General features: G+C 43.6%; 22 protein-coding genes, 4 tRNA genes and 1 riboswitch. Of the genes, 6 read left to right on the forward strand and 20 right to left on the reverse strand.

Annotated elements, in window-relative coordinates; all coding sequences use genetic code 11:
- Position 1: 1 nt before the first annotated feature.
- The 4 genes from HADU_RS14770 to rpoD all read right to left on the reverse strand — a co-directional run bounded on the left by HADU_RS14770 (position 2) and on the right by rpoD (position 3,712).
- Positions 2-535 carry a hypothetical protein gene (locus HADU_RS14770; RefSeq protein ID WP_004891919.1) on the reverse strand — a complete coding sequence of 178 codons (534 nt, stop codon included), beginning with the start codon at positions 533-535 and terminating at the stop codon, positions 2-4.
- Between the two features lie 75 nt (positions 536-610).
- Positions 611-1,270, reverse strand: a complete 660-nt coding sequence (gene lipB / locus HADU_RS14775) for a lipoyl(octanoyl) transferase LipB (protein ID WP_008307585.1) — start codon at positions 1,268-1,270, stop codon at positions 611-613.
- A 154-nt stretch (positions 1,271-1,424) separates the two neighbouring features.
- Complete coding sequence (locus tag HADU_RS14780) at positions 1,425-1,712, reverse strand: YbeD family protein (protein ID WP_008307587.1); 288 nt, start codon at positions 1,710-1,712, stop codon at positions 1,425-1,427.
- Between the two features lie 113 nt (positions 1,713-1,825).
- Positions 1,826-3,712, reverse strand: a complete 1,887-nt coding sequence (rpoD, locus tag HADU_RS14785; protein ID WP_008307589.1) for an RNA polymerase sigma factor RpoD — start codon at positions 3,710-3,712, stop codon at positions 1,826-1,828.
- Between the two features lie 398 nt (positions 3,713-4,110).
- On the opposite strand from rpoD, the gene HADU_RS14790 reads away from it, so the two are divergent.
- Positions 4,111-4,317 (forward strand): PA3496 family putative envelope integrity protein, encoded by a 207-nt coding sequence (locus HADU_RS14790; protein WP_004814888.1) that lies wholly within the window; start codon positions 4,111-4,113, stop codon positions 4,315-4,317.
- A 72-nt stretch (positions 4,318-4,389) separates the two neighbouring features.
- Complete coding sequence (locus HADU_RS14795; protein ID WP_004814890.1) at positions 4,390-4,914, forward strand: YecA family protein; 525 nt, start codon at positions 4,390-4,392, stop codon at positions 4,912-4,914.
- A 79-nt stretch (positions 4,915-4,993) separates the two neighbouring features.
- On the opposite strand, the gene HADU_RS14800 is transcribed toward HADU_RS14795, so the two are convergent.
- The 5 genes from HADU_RS14800 to HADU_RS14820 all read right to left on the reverse strand — a co-directional run bounded on the left by HADU_RS14800 (position 4,994) and on the right by HADU_RS14820 (position 8,194).
- Positions 4,994-5,434 carry an ABZJ_00895 family protein gene (locus tag HADU_RS14800; protein WP_034593118.1) on the reverse strand — a complete coding sequence of 147 codons (441 nt, stop codon included), beginning with the start codon at positions 5,432-5,434 and terminating at the stop codon, positions 4,994-4,996.
- A 185-nt stretch (positions 5,435-5,619) separates the two neighbouring features.
- Positions 5,620-6,042 (reverse strand): ABZJ_00895 family protein, encoded by a 423-nt coding sequence (locus HADU_RS14805; RefSeq protein WP_008307594.1) that lies wholly within the window; start codon positions 6,040-6,042, stop codon positions 5,620-5,622.
- Positions 6,043-6,072: 30 nt separating this feature from the next.
- The gene (locus tag HADU_RS14810; RefSeq protein WP_005222928.1) at positions 6,073-6,690 is read right to left on the reverse strand and encodes a DedA family protein; all 618 of its coding nucleotides are present in this window, start codon (positions 6,688-6,690) and stop codon (positions 6,073-6,075) included.
- An 84-nt stretch (positions 6,691-6,774) separates the two neighbouring features.
- Entirely contained in the window at positions 6,775-7,053 is a 279-nt protein-coding gene (locus tag HADU_RS14815) for a hypothetical protein (protein ID WP_004814898.1), read from the reverse strand.
- A gap of 208 nt (positions 7,054-7,261) precedes the next feature.
- Positions 7,262-8,194, reverse strand: coding sequence for a rhodanese-related sulfurtransferase (locus HADU_RS14820; RefSeq protein ID WP_004814900.1), 933 nt, complete (start codon positions 8,192-8,194; stop codon positions 7,262-7,264).
- A gap of 188 nt (positions 8,195-8,382) precedes the next feature.
- Between HADU_RS14820 and HADU_RS14825 the strand changes: the two genes are divergently transcribed.
- On the forward strand, positions 8,383-8,871 hold the full coding sequence (locus HADU_RS14825; RefSeq protein ID WP_005222926.1) for a DUF1289 domain-containing protein: 489 nt from the start codon (positions 8,383-8,385) through the stop codon (positions 8,869-8,871).
- Positions 8,872-8,915: 44 nt separating this feature from the next.
- Complete coding sequence (locus HADU_RS14830) at positions 8,916-9,527, forward strand: LysE family translocator (RefSeq protein ID WP_005222924.1); 612 nt, start codon at positions 8,916-8,918, stop codon at positions 9,525-9,527.
- A 65-nt stretch (positions 9,528-9,592) separates the two neighbouring features.
- Here the strand turns inward: HADU_RS14830 and ribB are convergent, their stop codons facing one another.
- Entirely contained in the window at positions 9,593-10,252 is a 660-nt protein-coding gene (gene ribB / locus HADU_RS14835; protein ID WP_004814903.1) for a 3,4-dihydroxy-2-butanone-4-phosphate synthase, read from the reverse strand.
- 106 nt (positions 10,253-10,358) lie between these two features.
- Positions 10,359-10,513, reverse strand: a riboswitch (FMN riboswitch).
- 170 nt (positions 10,514-10,683) lie between these two features.
- On the opposite strand from ribB, the gene HADU_RS14840 reads away from it, so the two are divergent.
- Together HADU_RS14840 and HADU_RS14845 are read left to right on the forward strand one after the other, a co-directional pair.
- Positions 10,684-12,489, forward strand: a complete 1,806-nt coding sequence (locus HADU_RS14840) for a DUF2157 domain-containing protein (protein ID WP_005222921.1) — start codon at positions 10,684-10,686, stop codon at positions 12,487-12,489.
- Positions 12,486-13,070, forward strand: coding sequence for a GDYXXLXY domain-containing protein (locus HADU_RS14845; protein WP_008307601.1), 585 nt, complete (start codon positions 12,486-12,488; stop codon positions 13,068-13,070). Before HADU_RS14840 ends, HADU_RS14845 begins: the two co-directional genes overlap by 4 nt.
- A gap of 71 nt (positions 13,071-13,141) precedes the next feature.
- Here the strand turns inward: HADU_RS14845 and panD are convergent, their stop codons facing one another.
- The 10 genes from panD to lolB all read right to left on the reverse strand — a co-directional run bounded on the left by panD (position 13,142) and on the right by lolB (position 17,523).
- Positions 13,142-13,522 (reverse strand): aspartate 1-decarboxylase, encoded by a 381-nt coding sequence (panD, locus tag HADU_RS14850; protein WP_008307603.1) that lies wholly within the window; start codon positions 13,520-13,522, stop codon positions 13,142-13,144.
- 145 nt (positions 13,523-13,667) lie between these two features.
- Entirely contained in the window at positions 13,668-14,249 is a 582-nt protein-coding gene (pth, locus tag HADU_RS14855) for an aminoacyl-tRNA hydrolase (RefSeq protein WP_008307605.1), read from the reverse strand.
- A gap of 19 nt (positions 14,250-14,268) precedes the next feature.
- Positions 14,269-14,565, reverse strand: a complete 297-nt coding sequence (gene rplY / locus HADU_RS14860) for a 50S ribosomal protein L25 (protein WP_004814908.1) — start codon at positions 14,563-14,565, stop codon at positions 14,269-14,271.
- A gap of 100 nt (positions 14,566-14,665) precedes the next feature.
- Positions 14,666-15,619: a ribose-phosphate pyrophosphokinase gene (locus HADU_RS14865; RefSeq protein ID WP_008307606.1), complete on the reverse strand. Its 954-nt coding sequence runs from the start codon at positions 15,617-15,619 to the stop codon at positions 14,666-14,668.
- A 36-nt stretch (positions 15,620-15,655) separates the two neighbouring features.
- Positions 15,656-15,730: transfer RNA gene (locus HADU_RS14870), tRNA-Gln, on the reverse strand.
- 91 nt (positions 15,731-15,821) lie between these two features.
- Positions 15,822-15,896 (reverse strand) — tRNA-Gln (locus HADU_RS14875).
- A gap of 18 nt (positions 15,897-15,914) precedes the next feature.
- A tRNA-Gln gene (locus HADU_RS14880) sits at positions 15,915-15,989 on the reverse strand.
- Positions 15,990-16,015: 26 nt separating this feature from the next.
- A tRNA-Gln gene (locus HADU_RS14885) sits at positions 16,016-16,090 on the reverse strand.
- Complete coding sequence (gene ispE, locus HADU_RS14890) at positions 16,089-16,919, reverse strand: 4-(cytidine 5'-diphospho)-2-C-methyl-D-erythritol kinase (RefSeq protein WP_008307607.1); 831 nt, start codon at positions 16,917-16,919, stop codon at positions 16,089-16,091. Before ispE ends, HADU_RS14885 begins: the two co-directional genes overlap by 2 nt.
- Before the next feature lie 22 nt (positions 16,920-16,941).
- Complete coding sequence (gene lolB / locus HADU_RS14895) at positions 16,942-17,523, reverse strand: lipoprotein insertase outer membrane protein LolB (RefSeq protein ID WP_008307608.1); 582 nt, start codon at positions 17,521-17,523, stop codon at positions 16,942-16,944.
- Between the last annotated feature and the right edge of the window lie 3 nt (positions 17,524-17,526).

Here is a 17,526-nt window from a genome sequence, read left to right on the forward strand (position 1 = left end):
ATCAGGCACTCCGTTTCAAATAAGATTGAGCAATTTTTAAATAGATGCTGCTTGCTTCAGTTAATTTTTCTTTCAGGCTGAGATTACTTGGATATTCTTTGACAGCCAGTTGTGCCACCATTTTCGGCAAAATCAAGGCTTCCATTTTATTCAGACAACGCACCAGACGAATAGCATAAGAGATATCACCATCGGCAATCATGCGGTCATGGGCAAAGGCCTGTGAGGTACTTTCCTGGAATGAAAAGACCAAAAAGGCATGATGCAAATGCTTAAAGGTGATCGTAAGGTCAGGCACAGTGTCCATAGATTTCACGAGTTCAAGTTGCTTCTCTTCAGTAACCCGGGCAATAAATGCCGGGCCGTGGGGGAAGACTTTCATGGAAAGACTGAAATTCGCCGGAAACTGGGCAACTTCCTTTTTGATTTCTTCATCGACCTGGCTTGCCATGACTAAGCCTCTGCCAATCACATCCATCATGAGTTTGACATAGGCCTGTTGCAAAGCAGGTTTAACGGATTTAGTTGCAATCACGTGATGATCCCTACCTGGAATATTATTTGTTTAGAGTAATTACTCTAATTTATTTATTGTTGAAATGCAAAGGCTTTATCTTTGCTCGACGCTAACGTCCTTAAAGTAACCGCTGCTGGTTAAAGTTTCAATAATTTCGACACACAAGTCAGCAAATTTTGGCGGGTTGTTGACCAAGTCGTTAATGCGGACCATTTCCAGTCCTGCATAGCCACATGGATTGATGGTATGGAAACCTGTCAGGTCACAGTCAATATTCAAGGAAAGACCATGATAGCTGCGACCTTTACGGATTTTAAAGCCGAGAGAACCAATCTTCCGTTCATTGACATAGACACCGGGTGCATCCGGTTTGGCATAGGCTTCAATATCATACTTTTTGAGTAGCTCAATCATCAGGTTTTCGACATAGGAGACCAGCGTACGGACGTTCCAGCCAAGACGGTTCAGATCAAACATAAAATACGCCACCAGCTGGCCCGGACCATGCCAGGTCACTTGACCACCACGATCGGTCTGAATTACCGGAATATTGGATGACATCAGAATATGTTCCGGCTTACCCGCTTGCCCTTGAGTCAGGACATCATAGTGCTGCAAAATCCACAACTCATCCGGGGTGTTTTCATCACGGTTTTCAGTCAGGGCTTTCATTTCCAGAAAGCGGTCTTCGTAGGGAGTCAGGTCATTATATTGACGAATAATCAGGCAGGGTTTTTGAACCGCATCAGTCACAGTGTGCGTCCTTGGAAAGATAAAAAATACTGCCAATAATTATAATGATTTCAAGCCGTGATAGGGGAGTGATTCACAGTAATTCTCAATTACCAATTTACAGATATAAAAAAACACGCCCTGAAGCGTGTTTCTTATCATGGCCTGAGCTGTCTTAAAGCGCAGTTTTGATCAAGGGGCAAGCAGCCAGATCAGCATAAACAGCATGAACCTGTTCCAGTTCTAGAAAACGGAGCTGTGCAGTGATCGAATGATATTTACCTGTACGTGAGGGCGTAACGGTCATTTTACTGCCATCAAATTCAGGAAAATGCTTTACAAAGATCTCATTTACGGCCTGATGCAACTCAATACCAGCAAGGCCAATCAGTTTGATCGGATAGTTCATCGGGAACACCCAGAGATGTTCCTGTAATTCGCGAGAAGGTGTACGGTCTAACATGGTAGTCCCCTTATTTGAAACGCCTGCAATCATGCAGGCGTTTGGGTCTGTCTTGGCTAGTTAAAATGGAGACCCTGAAGCAAATTTCAAGTCTCCAGAACAAGCATCAAATCTTAATCATTCTCAAGGAATGAACGCAGGTGTTCAGAACGGGAAGGATGACGCAGCTTACGTAAGGCTTTCGCTTCAATCTGACGGATACGTTCACGGGTTACGTCGAACTGCTTACCTACTTCTTCCAAAGTATGGTCAGTTGGCATGTCGATACCAAAACGCATTTTCAGGACTTTCGCTTCACGTTCAGTCAAGTTTTCCAGTACTTCACGTGTCGCTTCTTTCAGACCTTCTGACGTTGCAGCATCCACAGGAGAGGTGATGTTGCTGTCTTCAATGAAGTCACCCAAATGCGAATCTTCATCATCACCGATCGGTGTTTCCATCGAAATCGGTTCTTTGGCGATTTTAAGTACTTTGCGAACCTTCACTTCATCCATTTCCAGACGTTCGCCCAGTTCTTCCGGAGTCGGTTCACGGCCCATTTCCTGAAGCAATTGACGAGATACACGGTTGATCTTGTTAATGGTTTCGATCATGTGAACTGGAATACGGATAGTACGTGCCTGATCCGCGATTGAACGGGTAATCGCCTGACGAATCCACCAAGTTGCATAAGTCGAGAACTTGTAACCGCGACGGTATTCAAACTTGTCCACGGCTTTCATTAGACCGATGTTACCTTCCTGAATCAGATCCAGGAACTGCAAGCCACGGTTGGTGTATTTCTTCGCAATCGAAATGACCAGACGTAAGTTCGCTTCAACCATTTCTTTCTTGGCACGGCGCGCTTTCGCTTCACCCACCGCCATACGCTTGGCGATGTCTTTGATGTCACGAACTTTCAGGTCAAGTTCTTTTTCAATGTCCGCAATCTTTTGCTGGAATGCTAGCACGTCAGGACGTACTTTTTCCAGATAAGCTTTTTGATCAGCAGGCGCTTTTGCAATTTGCTCATCTAACCAGGCTGGATTAGATTCCTGACCCGGAAAAGAAGTACGGAACTGGGTACGGTCCATGCGGCCACGACGGACTGCATAACGCATTACTTCACGTTCTGCACTACGGATCTGGTCGTGGGTACCACGAATCATTTCTGAAATGATATCGAACAGGCGCGGTGTGAACTTGAACATCATGAACACAGTAGCTAAAGCTTGCAGTGCGTCTTCTGCTTCTTTGCTGTTGCGGCCATGCTTTTCAATAACAGCCTTGGTATTTTTCCAGGCATCTGAAAGTTCAGCAAAACGAACTTTAGCGATTTCTGGATCTGGACCTGAGTCACCTTCAGAATCGTCATCACTGTCAGACTCTTCTTCATCTTCCTCATCATCCAGTTTTACATCTTTGGTTGACTTGGTAGTTGCTTCTTCATCTTCTTCGATGTCAGCGACTTCTTCCAGCACTTCTGGAATATCATCATCAGTTTCAGGGTCTAAATAACCTGAAAGCAGGTCGGCCAGGCGGCGTTCGCCAGCTTCATAATCTTTGTATTCTTGTAGTACAACTTCTACGGCATTTGGCCAGTAAGCAATGGAGTGAAGAACGTCACGGATCCCTTCTTCAATACGTTTTGCAATGCTGATTTCGCCTTCACGCGTTAAAAGTTCAACAGTACCCATTTCACGCATATACATACGTACTGGGTCAGTTGTACGACCTGGCTCATTTTCTACAGATGCAAGTACTGCTGCAGCTTCTTCTTCTGCAACTTCATCGGCAGCTTCTGCAGTATCCTCAAACATCGCATCATCAGATTCAGGCGCGCGATCATGTACCGGAATGCCGACGTCATTCAACATCTGAATGATATCTTCAATCTGTTCACTTTCTGTGATTGAGTCCGGGAGATGATCGTTAACCTCAGCGAAGGTTAAATAACCTTGTTCTTTGCCTCGGCTAATCAGAGCCGCTACTTGCGAAGTAGGGGAAGTCATATCGCTCATCTTTGCTTACTCTTCGTTGAATCTGTGACAGTAAAAAATCGTACAACTCTGCACGACTTAAGCTCATTAAATTTAGTGAATAGCCTACATATTTCATCAGATTATTCAGCATCGAGGCTGTCTGACAAAATATTTAAAATGAAATTCAGTAATTTAAGATGGGGATGAATTTGTTATTTTCAAGTCCAGCCCCGGCGTATCTGTATCTGACCAAAAATATAATAGTCAAAAAATATAAGGACGCAGGGTGGATTATATCATGCCATACAATTTACTTGGAAAAAAAGCCCTAATTACAATTTTAAGATACTAAAATTTAAATAAAACTTGACAAGTATTTTTAGGCAAGATAAATAGCGCCTAGGACCCTTTACATTTTTCACAATGAGGTAGTTTTAGTGTCTTCTACAGATTTTGAACTAGATGATAACTACGGTGATGATGATGTTAGCTTCGATGAGGCTTCCAGCAAGCTCAGCGCAAAAGAGTCGTTGGAAAAACGTCGTTTGATTGATGACCTGTTGACTCAACGCCGCCTCGAGCGCGAACTCAAAGATTTTGACTATGACTTCGACGATGACGATGACTTCGACGACGAAGATTAAGCAATTCGGATTTAGCATGGCCTGAATAAATGCTATGCTAGGCCTTTCGGAATTTCTAAGTTTGGATATTAGATGAGTGCTTTAGATTTAGACCTGTTGAGTGACTATCTGGATGGCGACCAAAATGAGTATGGTCTGGATTTCGCGGCAACTCACGGTTTCCTGTGTGCAATTGCAGTAGGTCCGCAGTTTGACAGATGGCTGGATGAGCTTTTTGATAACAATCAGAAAAAAGTTCCAGCAGCAATCATCGAACAGGTTAAAGTATGGCTGGAATCTATCCGTCAAAGCTTGGCCAATGAAGAAGGCATCACTTTCCCGTTTGAAATCGAGGAAGCAGATACCGAATCAAGTCTTGGTGACTGGAGTGTAGGCTTTGTTGATGCCATGTTCCTGAACGAAGAAGCATGGTTTGCAGAAGAATTTGAAGAACAACTGGTGGATTTAACTCTGCCAATCATGGTCTTCAGTGGAATTGACGAAGAAGATCCACAAATGGAAACTTTCCGTCGTAATGGCCAATTAATGGACGAGCTTGCGGAAGAAATTCCAGAAAACCTGAATGAATTGTACCTGATGTATCATACACCAGATTAATTCTCCCAAATGAAAAAAGCACCTTCGGGTGCTTTTTTCATATTTGCTTTTTTTATATCTGTAATTTTAAGCTAAGCAGTTATTCCTTGGCCTGTTTTTTTGCTTCCAAACCCTTAAGAGCGCTTTTACTCATCCAGCCGAAACATAAGGCAAGGACAACATATTGAATCGCCAAGCCTAGCAGCAATACGCTTATCCAGATGCCAAAAGATAAAGATTCCAGCATACCGAGGATAATTTCCCGTTGTTCTGCAATACCCAATATTGACAAGGATAAGATCAAGCCAATGAGTACGCTAATGCCTAGACACCCCCAAATTAACTGTTTTTTCTCTATAGCACTTGGTAGACGCTGTTGATCCTGAACAAATTTGATCGCTGCCGCTGCCCCTGCACCGAATAATGCCGGGATGGCAGTGCTGCTGCCAGGCAAATCGATAAACATATTTAAACCAGCGACAATCAGAATCGCGACCAGATAAACTATAGTGAAATAGCCAAAATATTTTTTAATCATCATTTTTATCTCGAATATTGTGTTTTTATTGTTGTTGCTTGTGTGGTTGAAAATGGGAAAAGCTATACCAACAAGTTTGTTTATTTTAATAATTTGCTCGAATATTCGGCAAGATAAATTAAAAGAATACGACGAATGTCACGTGAAGCATAGAAGGATCACGTGACATGATTTGAACTCGATTGAAATTAAGCATGTTTCTTTGGCTGTTTAGCCAAGCTATAGTGGGTATAGCCATGATAGGCGACATGAAACAGGGCAGCATGCAAGGCAATCAAGGCAGCGACAATAAATGAATTTGGGCCTCGGCCTGTATAATTCATTCGGCGCAGAATTTCCTCGGTATAAGGGTGCAGCCAGATCATCACCAAGATAAAAATAAAGCCAAGGCTCATGGCAATAATGGTAGAGCCCCAGACCAAGGTATTTTTTTCCTTGGCGTCAGGGACACGCAGTTCCTTATGCACAAAATGCCGGGCACTCAAGAATGCTGCTGCAATTAATGCAGGAATGAAAATAATGGCACCCAAGTTTAACCAATACACAATCATGCCAACCAAAACCAGTAAGGCAAGATAAACGGCTGCAAAATATTTAAGATAATGCGACATCGTTCTGGCCTCCTTAACAGGACTTACTATTCAGGATGGACGATTTTTGCGTTGATGTCTACGGTACAGAACCCAGCCGATAATAATCGCTACAATTGCAATAATGATATAACTGACCTTGCTAAAAATCTGATGCATCAAGTTCTGATTTTCGCCGAAATAAAATCCAATACAGGCCAGAAAAGTCGTCCAGATGATTGTTCCCAAGCTGCTATAAAACATGAATTTCCAGAAGGGCATACGACTCATTCCAGCAGGAATACTGATCAGGGAGCGCACTGCGGGAATCATACGTCCAACAAAAACAATGCGATGACCATACTGCTCGAACCATGCTAAAGATTTTTTTACATCATCAGATTTAATAAACAGATATTTACCATAGCGGTCGACAAATCTGAAAATCGATTCATGACTGAATTTATAACCAATCCAGTAAAGTAAGGCAGCAGCCAGCAGGGAGCCGAGGCAACCCGCAATGATCACGCCGACCAGTACTAATTGACCTTGGGACGCGGAATAGCCCGCAGATGGCATAATGATTTCAGAGGGAATAGGCGGGAAGACATTGTCGAGGAACATGAGCAGGGCAATACCCCAATAGCCCAGCTGTTCCATAATAGAAATAATCCAGTCAGTTAGATTCATAAGCAGCAGTTAATTGAAAATACTGCTTTTATCCTACGGAGTATTCCAGAATGGGTAAAGTAGATAAATTGTAGATCGCACAAATCAGCTATGCGTGAGGGTATAGATATAAACTCGACGCAGCAGATAGGCACTGAATACTGGCAATATACTTAATAGCAAAAATTGCACGATGCCAGTGTTGATGTGATAGCCAATAAATAGCGCTAAGATCGCACCAATAACAGTTCCTAGCACAACAATAAAAAGATGTGATTCATGTTCCAGCTGGTCCATGACTTCAACAGTCCGCTGTACTTTTACTTGATCCTTGCGTTGAAACTGAACAATATTATCTTCATATTTTGCGTAGGATTTTGCCATTTTGTGTTCCTTTTCATATAAAAAATATATTTAGTAATTAAACACTTAGGTGGAAAATGATTACTGTATATAGATTATCAAGACTTTTTCTTTTTAAAGGGGAATCTTGGTAAAAGCGTGTTGAGATTTTTATTTAGATTGTGAAGTTTGTGTAAAAAAAAAAAGCCCTCAAATGAGGGCTTGTATACATCTAGTTACATTCTACACATTATAAACGTTTACGTTTTGCAGCGAGGATTTGTGACTGGCGCATACGGAAGCCTTCTTTTTGCTTCTCAGTTGTTTTGTCAATACAGTACACACAAGATACACCGTGTTCATAGCTTGGTAAGGCTGCTTCCTCGGGAGTGAGTGGCCAGCCACATGCATGACATTTAGTATTTTGACCTTCTTCCATACCGTGAGTCACGGCAGTACGGCCATCAAATACGAAACATTCACCTTCCCATAGACTCTCTTCTGGTGGGGTTTCTTCCAGATATTTCAAAATACCACCTTTCAGGTGATAAACCTCAGTAAAGCCTTCTTGAAGAAGTAAAGAGGTTGATTTTTCACAGCGGATCCCGCCTGTACAGAACATGGCAATTTTCTTGTCTTTGTGCTGTTCCAGATTCTGTTTTACGTATTCCGGGAATTCGCGGAAAGTTTCAGTTTTCGGGTCAATCGCACCCTTAAATGTACCGGCCTTGTATTCGTAGTCATTACGGGTATCGACCAGAATCACGTCATCACGCGCAATCAGCTCGTTCCATTCTTTAGGATCAAGGTAATGACCGACAAGATCACGTGGCTTAACAGGTACCCCTAACGTCACGATTTCTTTCTTCAGTTTGATCTTCATTTTACGGAATGGCTTGTCAGAGCTATGAGACTCCTTGTATTCCATTTCGTTGAAGCCTTCGTTTAGAAGGAACTGATGTACTTTGTCGATGGCTTCACGGTTACCTGCAACGGTACCGTTAATGCCTTCGCCTGCCACAATTAGAGTACCGCAAAGGTCGATGGTTTTTACCAGGTCAAGGAGGCGTTGCTGAAGACCTGCGGGGTCTTGAACTTCCTTAAATTGATAAAGTGCGGCAACAACCCAACCAGTCGTCGCTTGCTGTTCTACAGGTGCAAGCTGTTCTACAGTAGCGTTCATGGAATACTCCAACGTAGCATGATATTTGAAAGGCGCACATTTTAACGTGATTTGCATGATTATGCGAGTAAAACCCATAGCATTTATAGGGACTTCAATTCATGCAGGAGAGCGTGTATAGTCTTGCCCGACCCGGTATTATTACAGACCTGCCTGTGCTGAAATGATCAGCAATGTTGGAGTAAGTTTTGAGTTCAGATCGTCGTATTGCATCTTTAACCCCATGTGCAGGGCGTTGCTCGACCGTATTTGGTGATGCGGTATGTCGCGGTTGTCGCCGTTTTAATCATGAAGTGATTCAGTGGAATACCTATACGGCTGAACAGCATAACGCAGTATGGCAACGTCTGGATGCTCAACTTGATCAGATTCTAGTCCCGATGCTGCCTCTGGCAGATATGGCCCATGTCGAGAAATTTGTATTGTCCAAGCGGGTGCGGTTGCGTGATGATGCCAGTAAAGGGCGTAAGCTCTATCATGCATTAAAATTGTGTGAAAAAAACCGGCATTTGACTGATGAGAGTGGCCTAGGCATTCATTACAAACAGGTACGTCCGATTTGGGATGAATTTGAACGTCGAGTATTGGCATTGGCAAAAGCCAGTTATGATCTGGCATTCTTGCGTGCTGATGGGATGAGTCAGCATCTGATCCAGATGGAAGAAGAGGACGAGTAGGTCCTCTTTTTTTATACTGACTATATTAGACAAGGAGGAATGGGGTGAATATTACCGAATATCTGCTGTATTGTCTGGCCGTAGTAATCATGATCGCGACACCCGGGCCAGTAATGTTACTGGTCGCTAGTGCCGGGCTCAAAGGCGGCTATAAGCATGCCTTGCAGACTATTTTCGGGACTAACTTTGCCTCACTGGTTCTGATTGGTTTATCCATTCTCAGTCTAAAAGGTCTTCTGGTTGTTAACGAAAATTGGCTGAATGGCATTAAGCTACTTGGCTGTTTGTATATTGCCTGGCTGGGAATTCAGATTTTCAGGGAAGTCTGGCAAGGGCAGGGATCAACTGGACCACAAAGCCTGCAGCCTGTACAGGGCGGCTTTCGTACCGGTTTTCTGGTAGGTATTTCTAATCCCAAGGATATTATTTTCTTTGCCGCCTTTTTTCCGCAATTTATAGGCATTAGCCCAAACCTCGATTTAAGCTTGGTGATTCTGACAATCAGCTGGATTGTTCTGGATTTCCTCACCCTGTCACTGGTGTATCTGGGGTTTCAGCGATTATCTCGGTCTCAGCTTTATCCGCATTTACTGGGGCTATGCGGCTTGATCTTGTTAATGGTTGCACTGTATGGAATTTATTCCATCTTCAGTTAATTCAATCAATATACATGACACAAAAAATCCCGAACCAAATGCCGGGATTTTCTTTTTAAATAGACTTATATATTGTGTTGCTGGCGATACTTTACCAGTTCGTCAATAGTAATTACGATTAGTTGATGCGTCTGTGCATATGACAGAACCTGAATACCAGAAGCCATGCTGCCATCCGGATTAGTCAGTTCACACAACACGCCGGCAGGTTTTAAACCAGCCAGACGCGCAAGGTCAATAGTACCTTCAGTATGACCACGCCGGGTTAAGACACCACCTTCACGGGCGCGTAATGGGAATACATGACCAGGACGATTCAGATCACTGGCAACTGCCCCGTCTTTAATCGCTGTTTTAATTGTAGTCGTGCGGTCTTTGGCAGAAACACCGGTTGTTACACCCTCTGCTGCTTCGATACTTACAGTAAAGGCAGTTTTAAACTGACTAGAGTTATCTTGTACCATTGGTGGCAACTCTAAATGATTTGCCAGCTCATCAGTCAGACATAAGCAAACGATGCCTGAACCATCACGAATCATACGCGCCATGGTTTCTACAGTTAAAGTTTCAGCTGCCACAATCAGATCGGCTTCATTTTCACGGTCAAAATCATCCATGACCAGGACAGGTTTGCCTTGGCGGAGATCTTCGAGTGCCTGAAGGATACGTTGTTCAGCAGGGGCTAAAGCAGAAAAGAAAATTTCGGGTTGAATCAAACTTGACATTGAAATGCTCACCTAAACTAAAAATATGATTGAACATTTCAGGACTGAGTGAAAATAGGCTTATAGCAAAAACAGGTGTATGCACGGCATACAGCCTTGGTGCTGCTTTCGTCTTCTTTCATCCGGACTATACCGTCGGCTCTGGATTTGCACCAGATCTGCAGATCAATCGAAATTGACCGCTCGTGGGCTGATTCAAGCCTGATTATAACAAGCTGAAATTACCACCGGTGGGGAATCACACCCCGCCCTGAAGCGATGTAGGATCATTATAGTCCTGATTTTAAAAAAATGGGATGGTTGAAATGGAAAGTAATTTGCAGAATTTTAGATAAACAAAACAGATAATCTGAATTACCCAAGTTTTTAGCAAAATACTGGAAACATGCTATGGTGTGAGGAAGATTAGAAATCCTTCAATCATTCTAACAATGCATAAAACTGAGCTGATTCGAAATAATCAATTTTCGCCCTTGCTGTTCTGCAATGTAGAAGTACTACGTTATTTAAAAATCTTGGGCTTGGCACTCATCACGGTCAGTTTGCTGTATTTAATGGCAGCGAACTGGTGGATGCTACCGGATCCGGTTCAGCTGGCAATCCCGATGCTGATTTTATTCTGTAGTGCAGCAGCAAGTATTTACTTCGACCAGCAGGAATGGGTGAGACAGAGTCTGGATACGGTATCTGGTCTCATGCTGGGTTTAAGTCTGGCAGTGATTGGGCAGATTTATCAAACTGGCGCAGATAGTTATCTGTTATTTCTGCTCTGGTCAGCCTTGCTCCTACCATGGCTCTATCGCTTCAATATTGGCATTTTTGTCATGCTTTGCGTAGTGAGCCAGCTGATGTTGTATCTGTATTTTAAACAGAGCTTCTGGATGGGAAGAGCAGAAGGGTTGTATTTGCTTGGTCTAAATTTGCTGACAGCACTTAGCTTTGCGTATGCCATGCGCTATTACTCGCTGCTACGTTTTCTGTTTATCACATTTGTGATCGTGATTTCGATCAGCAGCATGATGCAGTTTACCCATCACTTTAAGCTGATCTATTTAGCTTCTTCAGTTGTTTTACCGACAGGTGCCGCATTTTATTTTTATAGGAAACATCAGGCGCTAGAAGCCATTCTTCTCATTGCAGGTTTGGCTGCCAGTGTGAGCTTATGGGTATTTGAACTGGTTGAAAATCAACTGACCAATTCAGCTGCTGGGCTATTTATGCTGGCTGTGCTGATTTTTGGCTGGTTTGCCTTAATCAGTTTTGCTTTAAATAGAATTTTTCCACAAACCAAATTCTCCGTGATTCCTCTGGCACTCGGTGCCTGGATTTCCGGGATTATTCTTGCAGTCCTGTTACTGACTTACTGGGAAGCATTTTCAATCTTAATGGGGATCATCTTTATAGGCATCGCCTGGAAACTGCAGGGTCAGCAGCTTTCAGTTTTTATGCGCCAGTTTGCCTATTGCTTATGGATCTGTGGTCAGGCAGCAGTTTTAATTCATACAGAACTGCTCACCGACAGTATGGTTGTAGTCTTGCTGCTGCAATTATTAATACTGGGGCTTACTATCATCAAACGGATGCACTGGTCTATTTTGACCCTGCAGCTGCTGATTACCCATGCATTAGCAATCGTGGTTCTGATCTTAGAAAATTCTTTTAAACATGATGATATCGTGATCAGTATCATACCCAGCTTGAACTATGTCATTTTCATCGGACTATTCCTAACAGCTCATTATTGGCAATCTTCGCATTATCAGAAAAGTATCTTTCTCTGGATGATTGCCATGCTGACAGGTTCAGCGGTGGTTCAGGCGGTAACCGGATTAGAGCACTGGCAGAGCATCGGACAGATCAGCTTTGACCAAATTCTGCTGTTTTATATTCTTCCGAGCTTATTGTTGTTCAGTTTTATTTGGCAAAACTGGCAACAATTTTCTGAAAAATGGCTGTGGTTAATTCCGGTTCTGGGTTTATTACTGATCCTGTTGGGCTATTTTGAAATTTTTATCATTATGCTGCTCATGGCTTGGGCTGTAGTCTATCAGCAACGAATGATTCAAGCCCTATCGATTTTATTGCTGATCTTTTGGTTATGGATGCTGTATTACAATCTGGGGCTGAGTTTCCTGGTAAAGAGCCTCACGATTTTCATCTCAGGTCTCATGGTTTGGTGCATGGTCTATGGCTTAAAGCAGGTAAGGATTAGATCTGGTCAGGAGGAAACTGCATGAAAAAGTTTCTTCCTCTGATTCTGGCCGGATTCAGTATTCTGATCTTTGTGGGGCTGATCCTCAAACATGAACATCATTTAGCGAACAGCCAGTCCATCTTTGTTGAGCTTGCTCCGGTCGATCCGCGCTCAATCTTGCAAGGCGATTATATGGCACTGAATTATGAGCTGCATTTCGAGGGTGATGCTGAAGCTGACCGTGGAGAAGAGGGTGGTTTAGCGGATAAGAAAATTGCAGCCTTAGAAAAGCGTATTCAGGATCAGACACATCTTTTAAGCTATGTGCAGCTAGATGATCAGCATCGTGTGATTCAAACCAGCTTGGATGAAAATCTTTTAAAAACTCATCAGGGAACTTCCGCGCGTTTGCTTCTAAAAAATCCTTCCAACCGATTGGCCAATTTATATCCGGCAGCGAATAGCTTTCTGTTTGCAGAAGGATTGGAGCCATGCTATCACAACGCAAAATATGCCGAGATTAAAGTTAAAGATAATGGACAGGCTTTATTGGCGAATCTGGTAGATCAGAATCTGCGAGCTTTAAATTGCGAAAGCCAAAAAGACTGGGTACAGGGCAGTTAATTAAGGTTTATTTTTAGAAGTATTTTTCAATAAAAAAGCCCGCATATTGCGGGCTTTTTAAAATCTTGGACTTAAGCTACTTGCACAGGAATACAGTTCGCTGTGTGGTTCACCGTGTTGTCTGGATTTGCATAGACAAGGCGTGGTTTGTGGGCATTTGCTTCAGCTTCAGTGAAATCACCGAATGTAGCAATAATTACGATATCACCAACATCAGCCTGATGCGCAGCACCACCATTCACTGAAATGATGCCTGAATTGTCTTCGCCACGAATTGCATAAGTTGCAAAACGTTTACCATTGGTCACGTTCCACACATGAATTTCTTCGTATTCACGAATGCCAGCCAAATCCATCAAAACGCCATCAATTGCACATGAACCTTCATAGTGTAGTTCTGCATGTGTAACGTGAGCACGGTGAATTTTGCATTTTAATAAACGAGATAGCATGGCTAGCGTCCCCTGAGTTGACCTAAGAGTTTGATCATTTGGTTAAATCAATCTTGCTTGCTGTATGGTGAACAATCGAGCAAACGCATTTTGCTCTGAAATGCGTAAGATGGCAAGAAAGATTATTCAACAATTTATAGAATGATCAGTTTGGTTTATAGGCATTGATTTGGTTCATGGCCTGTTGTACTTCACCATTGACCAGCATCTTGATGCGATTCATGGCATGTGCAATCGCGTCATCCATTAAAGTCTGCTCACTGCTCGGTGCCTTACTCAGTACATGACTGGACACGCGTTCCTTAGAACCTGGGTGACCAATACCGATACGTAAGCGATGGAAGTTCGGACCGATGTGCGGCACGATATCGCGCAAACCATTGTGACCACCATGACCACCGCCAGTTTTCAGGCGAATGATTCCTGGATTCATATCCAGCTCATCATGTGCGATCAGGATTGACTCAGGAGCGATATTATAGAATTTGGCAAAGGGAACAACACTTTTACCGACAAGATTCATGAATGTTGTTGGAAGAAGTAGACGAACGTCTTGGCCTTCGATATTACCACGACCGCTAAATCCATTGAATTTTGGGTCTTTTTTGAGGGAAATGCCATATTGTTTGGCAAGGCGTTCTACGAACCAGAAGCCTGCATTATGGCGGGTCTGGGCATACTCAGAACCTGGGTTGCCCAAACCTACAATCAGTGAAATATTTGACACTAATTTACACCATCAACACTTATGCGCGTTTGAAGTCAGCGTGCATAGGTGTGTTTTTAGCTGGGTGACGTTGAAGCGCTTGGATTTTAACGCTTTCAGTTTTGCCGTCGATGTTGATTTCAACAACTTCTTCGAAGAAAGCATTGCTTTCTAAAGCTTTAACAAGCTCACGAAGTTCAAGAGTAACAGCTACAGGAGCAGCTTCGCCACCGTAGATGATCGCTGGAACTTTAGCAGCATGACGAAGGCGGCGGCTCGAACCTTTCCCTTGTTGTGCTACTTCACGTGCTTCTGCGTTTAATACGAAGTTTGCCATGATAGACATCCTATTTAAGTTTTAAATGAACCGGACCTGCGACCGATCCGGTGATAGAAAGCCCCGCCAAATGGCAGGGCTTTGGAAATTCAGCGCTATATTATAGATAAGAATCGAACATTGCGCTAATAGATTCTTCGTTGTTAATACGACGAATTGTTTCAGCAACCATGCTTGCTACTGAAACCTGGCGAATCTTACCAAGAGCTAAAGCTTCTTCTGAAAGCGGAATGGTATCAGTTACAACCAATTCGTCGATTACAGAATTTTTAAGATTTTCAATCGCTTTACCAGACAGTACCGGGTGAGTTGCATAAGCCACCACTTTACGAGCACCAAAAGTTTTCAATGCATCAGCTGCTTTGCAAAGCGTACCCGCTGTATCCACCATGTCATCAACAATGACACAGTCACGATCTTTTACATCACCAATCAAATGCATCACTTGTGATTCATTCGCTTTTTGACGACGTTTATCGATGATTGCCAGGTCGATATCACCCATCTGTTTCGCAACAGCACGAGCACGTACTACACCCCCCACGTCAGGAGAAACAACCATCAGGTTATGATGCTGTTGTTGACGTAAGTCAGCAAGCAATGCTGGAGTACCGTAGATGTTGTCTACAGGGATATCGAAGAAGCCTTGGATTTGGTCAGCATGAAGGTCGATCATCACTACACGGTCAATACCCACAGTCGTCAGCATATCTGCAACAACTTTTGCGGTAATTGGTACACGGCTAGAACGAGGACGACGGTCTTGACGGGCATAACCGAAGTAAGGAATAACGGCGGTAATACGACCAGCACTTGCACGACGCAGCGCGTCAGCCATCACGAGGACTTCCATTAGGTTGTCGTTCGTTGGGGCACAAGTAGGTTGTACGATAAATACGTCTTTACCACGTACATTCTCAGTGATTTCTACAGCAATTTCACCATCAGAAAAGGTAGAAACAGATGCAGCACCTAGAGGAATATGTAAGTGACTTACGACTTTTTGAGCGAATTGTGGATGCGCGGTTCCACTAAAAACGACAAGATTGGGCATGAAGCACCCTTGGCGGTTGGTATGTATGGAAGTAGATGGCAGGGGTAGCTGGATTCGAACCAACGAATGCCGGGATCAAAACCCGGTGCCTTACCACTTGGCGATACCCCTAATGCGGCAGAACTTTAATATTTTTGCGCTATTGTGTCAAGGTAAATTAACACTCTTACTGCAAAACCATGTCCTGTCTTTTTTGAGAAAATGGCAGGGGCGGCTGGATTCGAACCAACGGATGGCGAGATCAAAACCCGCTGCCTTACCACTTGGCGACGCCCCTAATTTGATGACTGTAAGATGGCAGGGGCGGCTGGATTCGAACCAACGGATGGCGAGATCAAAACCCGCTGCCTTACCACTTGGCGACGCCCCTACTACAGTACATCTACAGGTGAAAAATGGCAGGGGTAGCTGGATTCGAACCAACGGATGGCGAGATCAAAACCCGCTGCCTTACCACTTGGCGATACCCCTAACAAACCTTAAAATGACGTAATGGTGATTCTTGTAAACTATTCACCAGGTAAGCTTTACATGGTGCATTTTCAAGAATGTTGGTTACATTCATCTTTTCAGTTACTTCGATAAACACGCAGGCACCTGTACCTGTAAGCTTTGCAACACCGAACTGGTCGAGATACTGCATTGCTTCATCGACTTCAGGATATAAGCTTCTTGCCAGTGGCTCAAAGTTATTTCCGAAATCAGATGGCGTTATCTGATAGGCGCAAAATTTAGAGCTCTTCGTGTCTCTTGTCAACGTTTTTTGTGAAAAAAGCAGTTGAGTGCTGATAAAACAGTCAGGTTTGAGCACAATGAACTGTTTTTGATCTAAGTCAATGAATGTTAAGTGTTCACCGATGCCTTCTGCCCATGCATTTCGGCCATAAACAAAAATCGGCACGTCGGCACCAAGCTTGACACCCAGTTCAGCTAACTGCTCAATTGTTAGCCCACAATCCCAAAGCTGGTTCACGACAATTAAAGTGGTGGCAGCATTCGATGAACCACCACCCAGTCCAGCACCCATCGGAATATTTTTTTCCAGACGGATTTTTAGACCCGAATAAGCTTTTGCATAAGGTTTAAGCACCTGAATCGCACGATAGATCAGGTTTTGTTCCAGATCGACAGATGCCAGCCCTTCAATCTGAATCTGTTTATCTGCAGTTTGCTCAAACTCCAGCCAGTCGCACAAATCAATCAGCTGAAAAATACTTTGCAGCTCATGATAACCATCTGGTCGGCAACCCGTAATGTGGAGAAACAAATTCAGTTTAGAAGGCGAGGGAACACGAATCATGGTTAAGTTTCAATCAAATGCATTAACGATTTTGAATCACCATTGTAATACGGTTTTCACCGCCATTCCCAAGTGTCTGTTTTAAAATCAGGCGGTTTGGCAGACGTGCCTGTGCTGCATAACTGAGATCCACGGTCCAGCCATCTTCAATAATTTGGCTGATGCGTTGAGTATCATCTTTTTGCAATTGGGCATTGCTGGTCGCAGGACGAGCCTGTACCCAATCGACCAGATGGGTAATCGGTGCCTGCCAGCCAGTTGCACGTTGCAGTAGCTCTTCTGGTGTAGCAGCTTTAATCAGACCTGTTTTGGCGCTATTCAACGAAACTTGACCAGGTTGGCCAGTGATCTGGGTTTTGCCTACGCCCAGAATACCCGTCAGTTCAATATCAAATTGTTCCTGCTGCTGTGCCCAGGTGAAGAAGGCACTGCCACTTTGTTGTGGGGTACGCACACCAATCTTGCCTTGGAGCTGGAATTCATTTTCAGCAGTTGGAATTGATGCAGTAGCAGGTTGTTTAGGTTGCGCAATCTGCTGACAACCGGTCAGAATCAAAGTGCCTGATGCAAGGAAGCAACAGGCCAGCTGGCTAAGCTTAGGCATAAT

The organism is Acinetobacter sp. HA (assembly GCF_000264725.1).
GTDB lineage: Bacteria > Pseudomonadota > Gammaproteobacteria > Pseudomonadales > Moraxellaceae > Acinetobacter > Acinetobacter schindleri.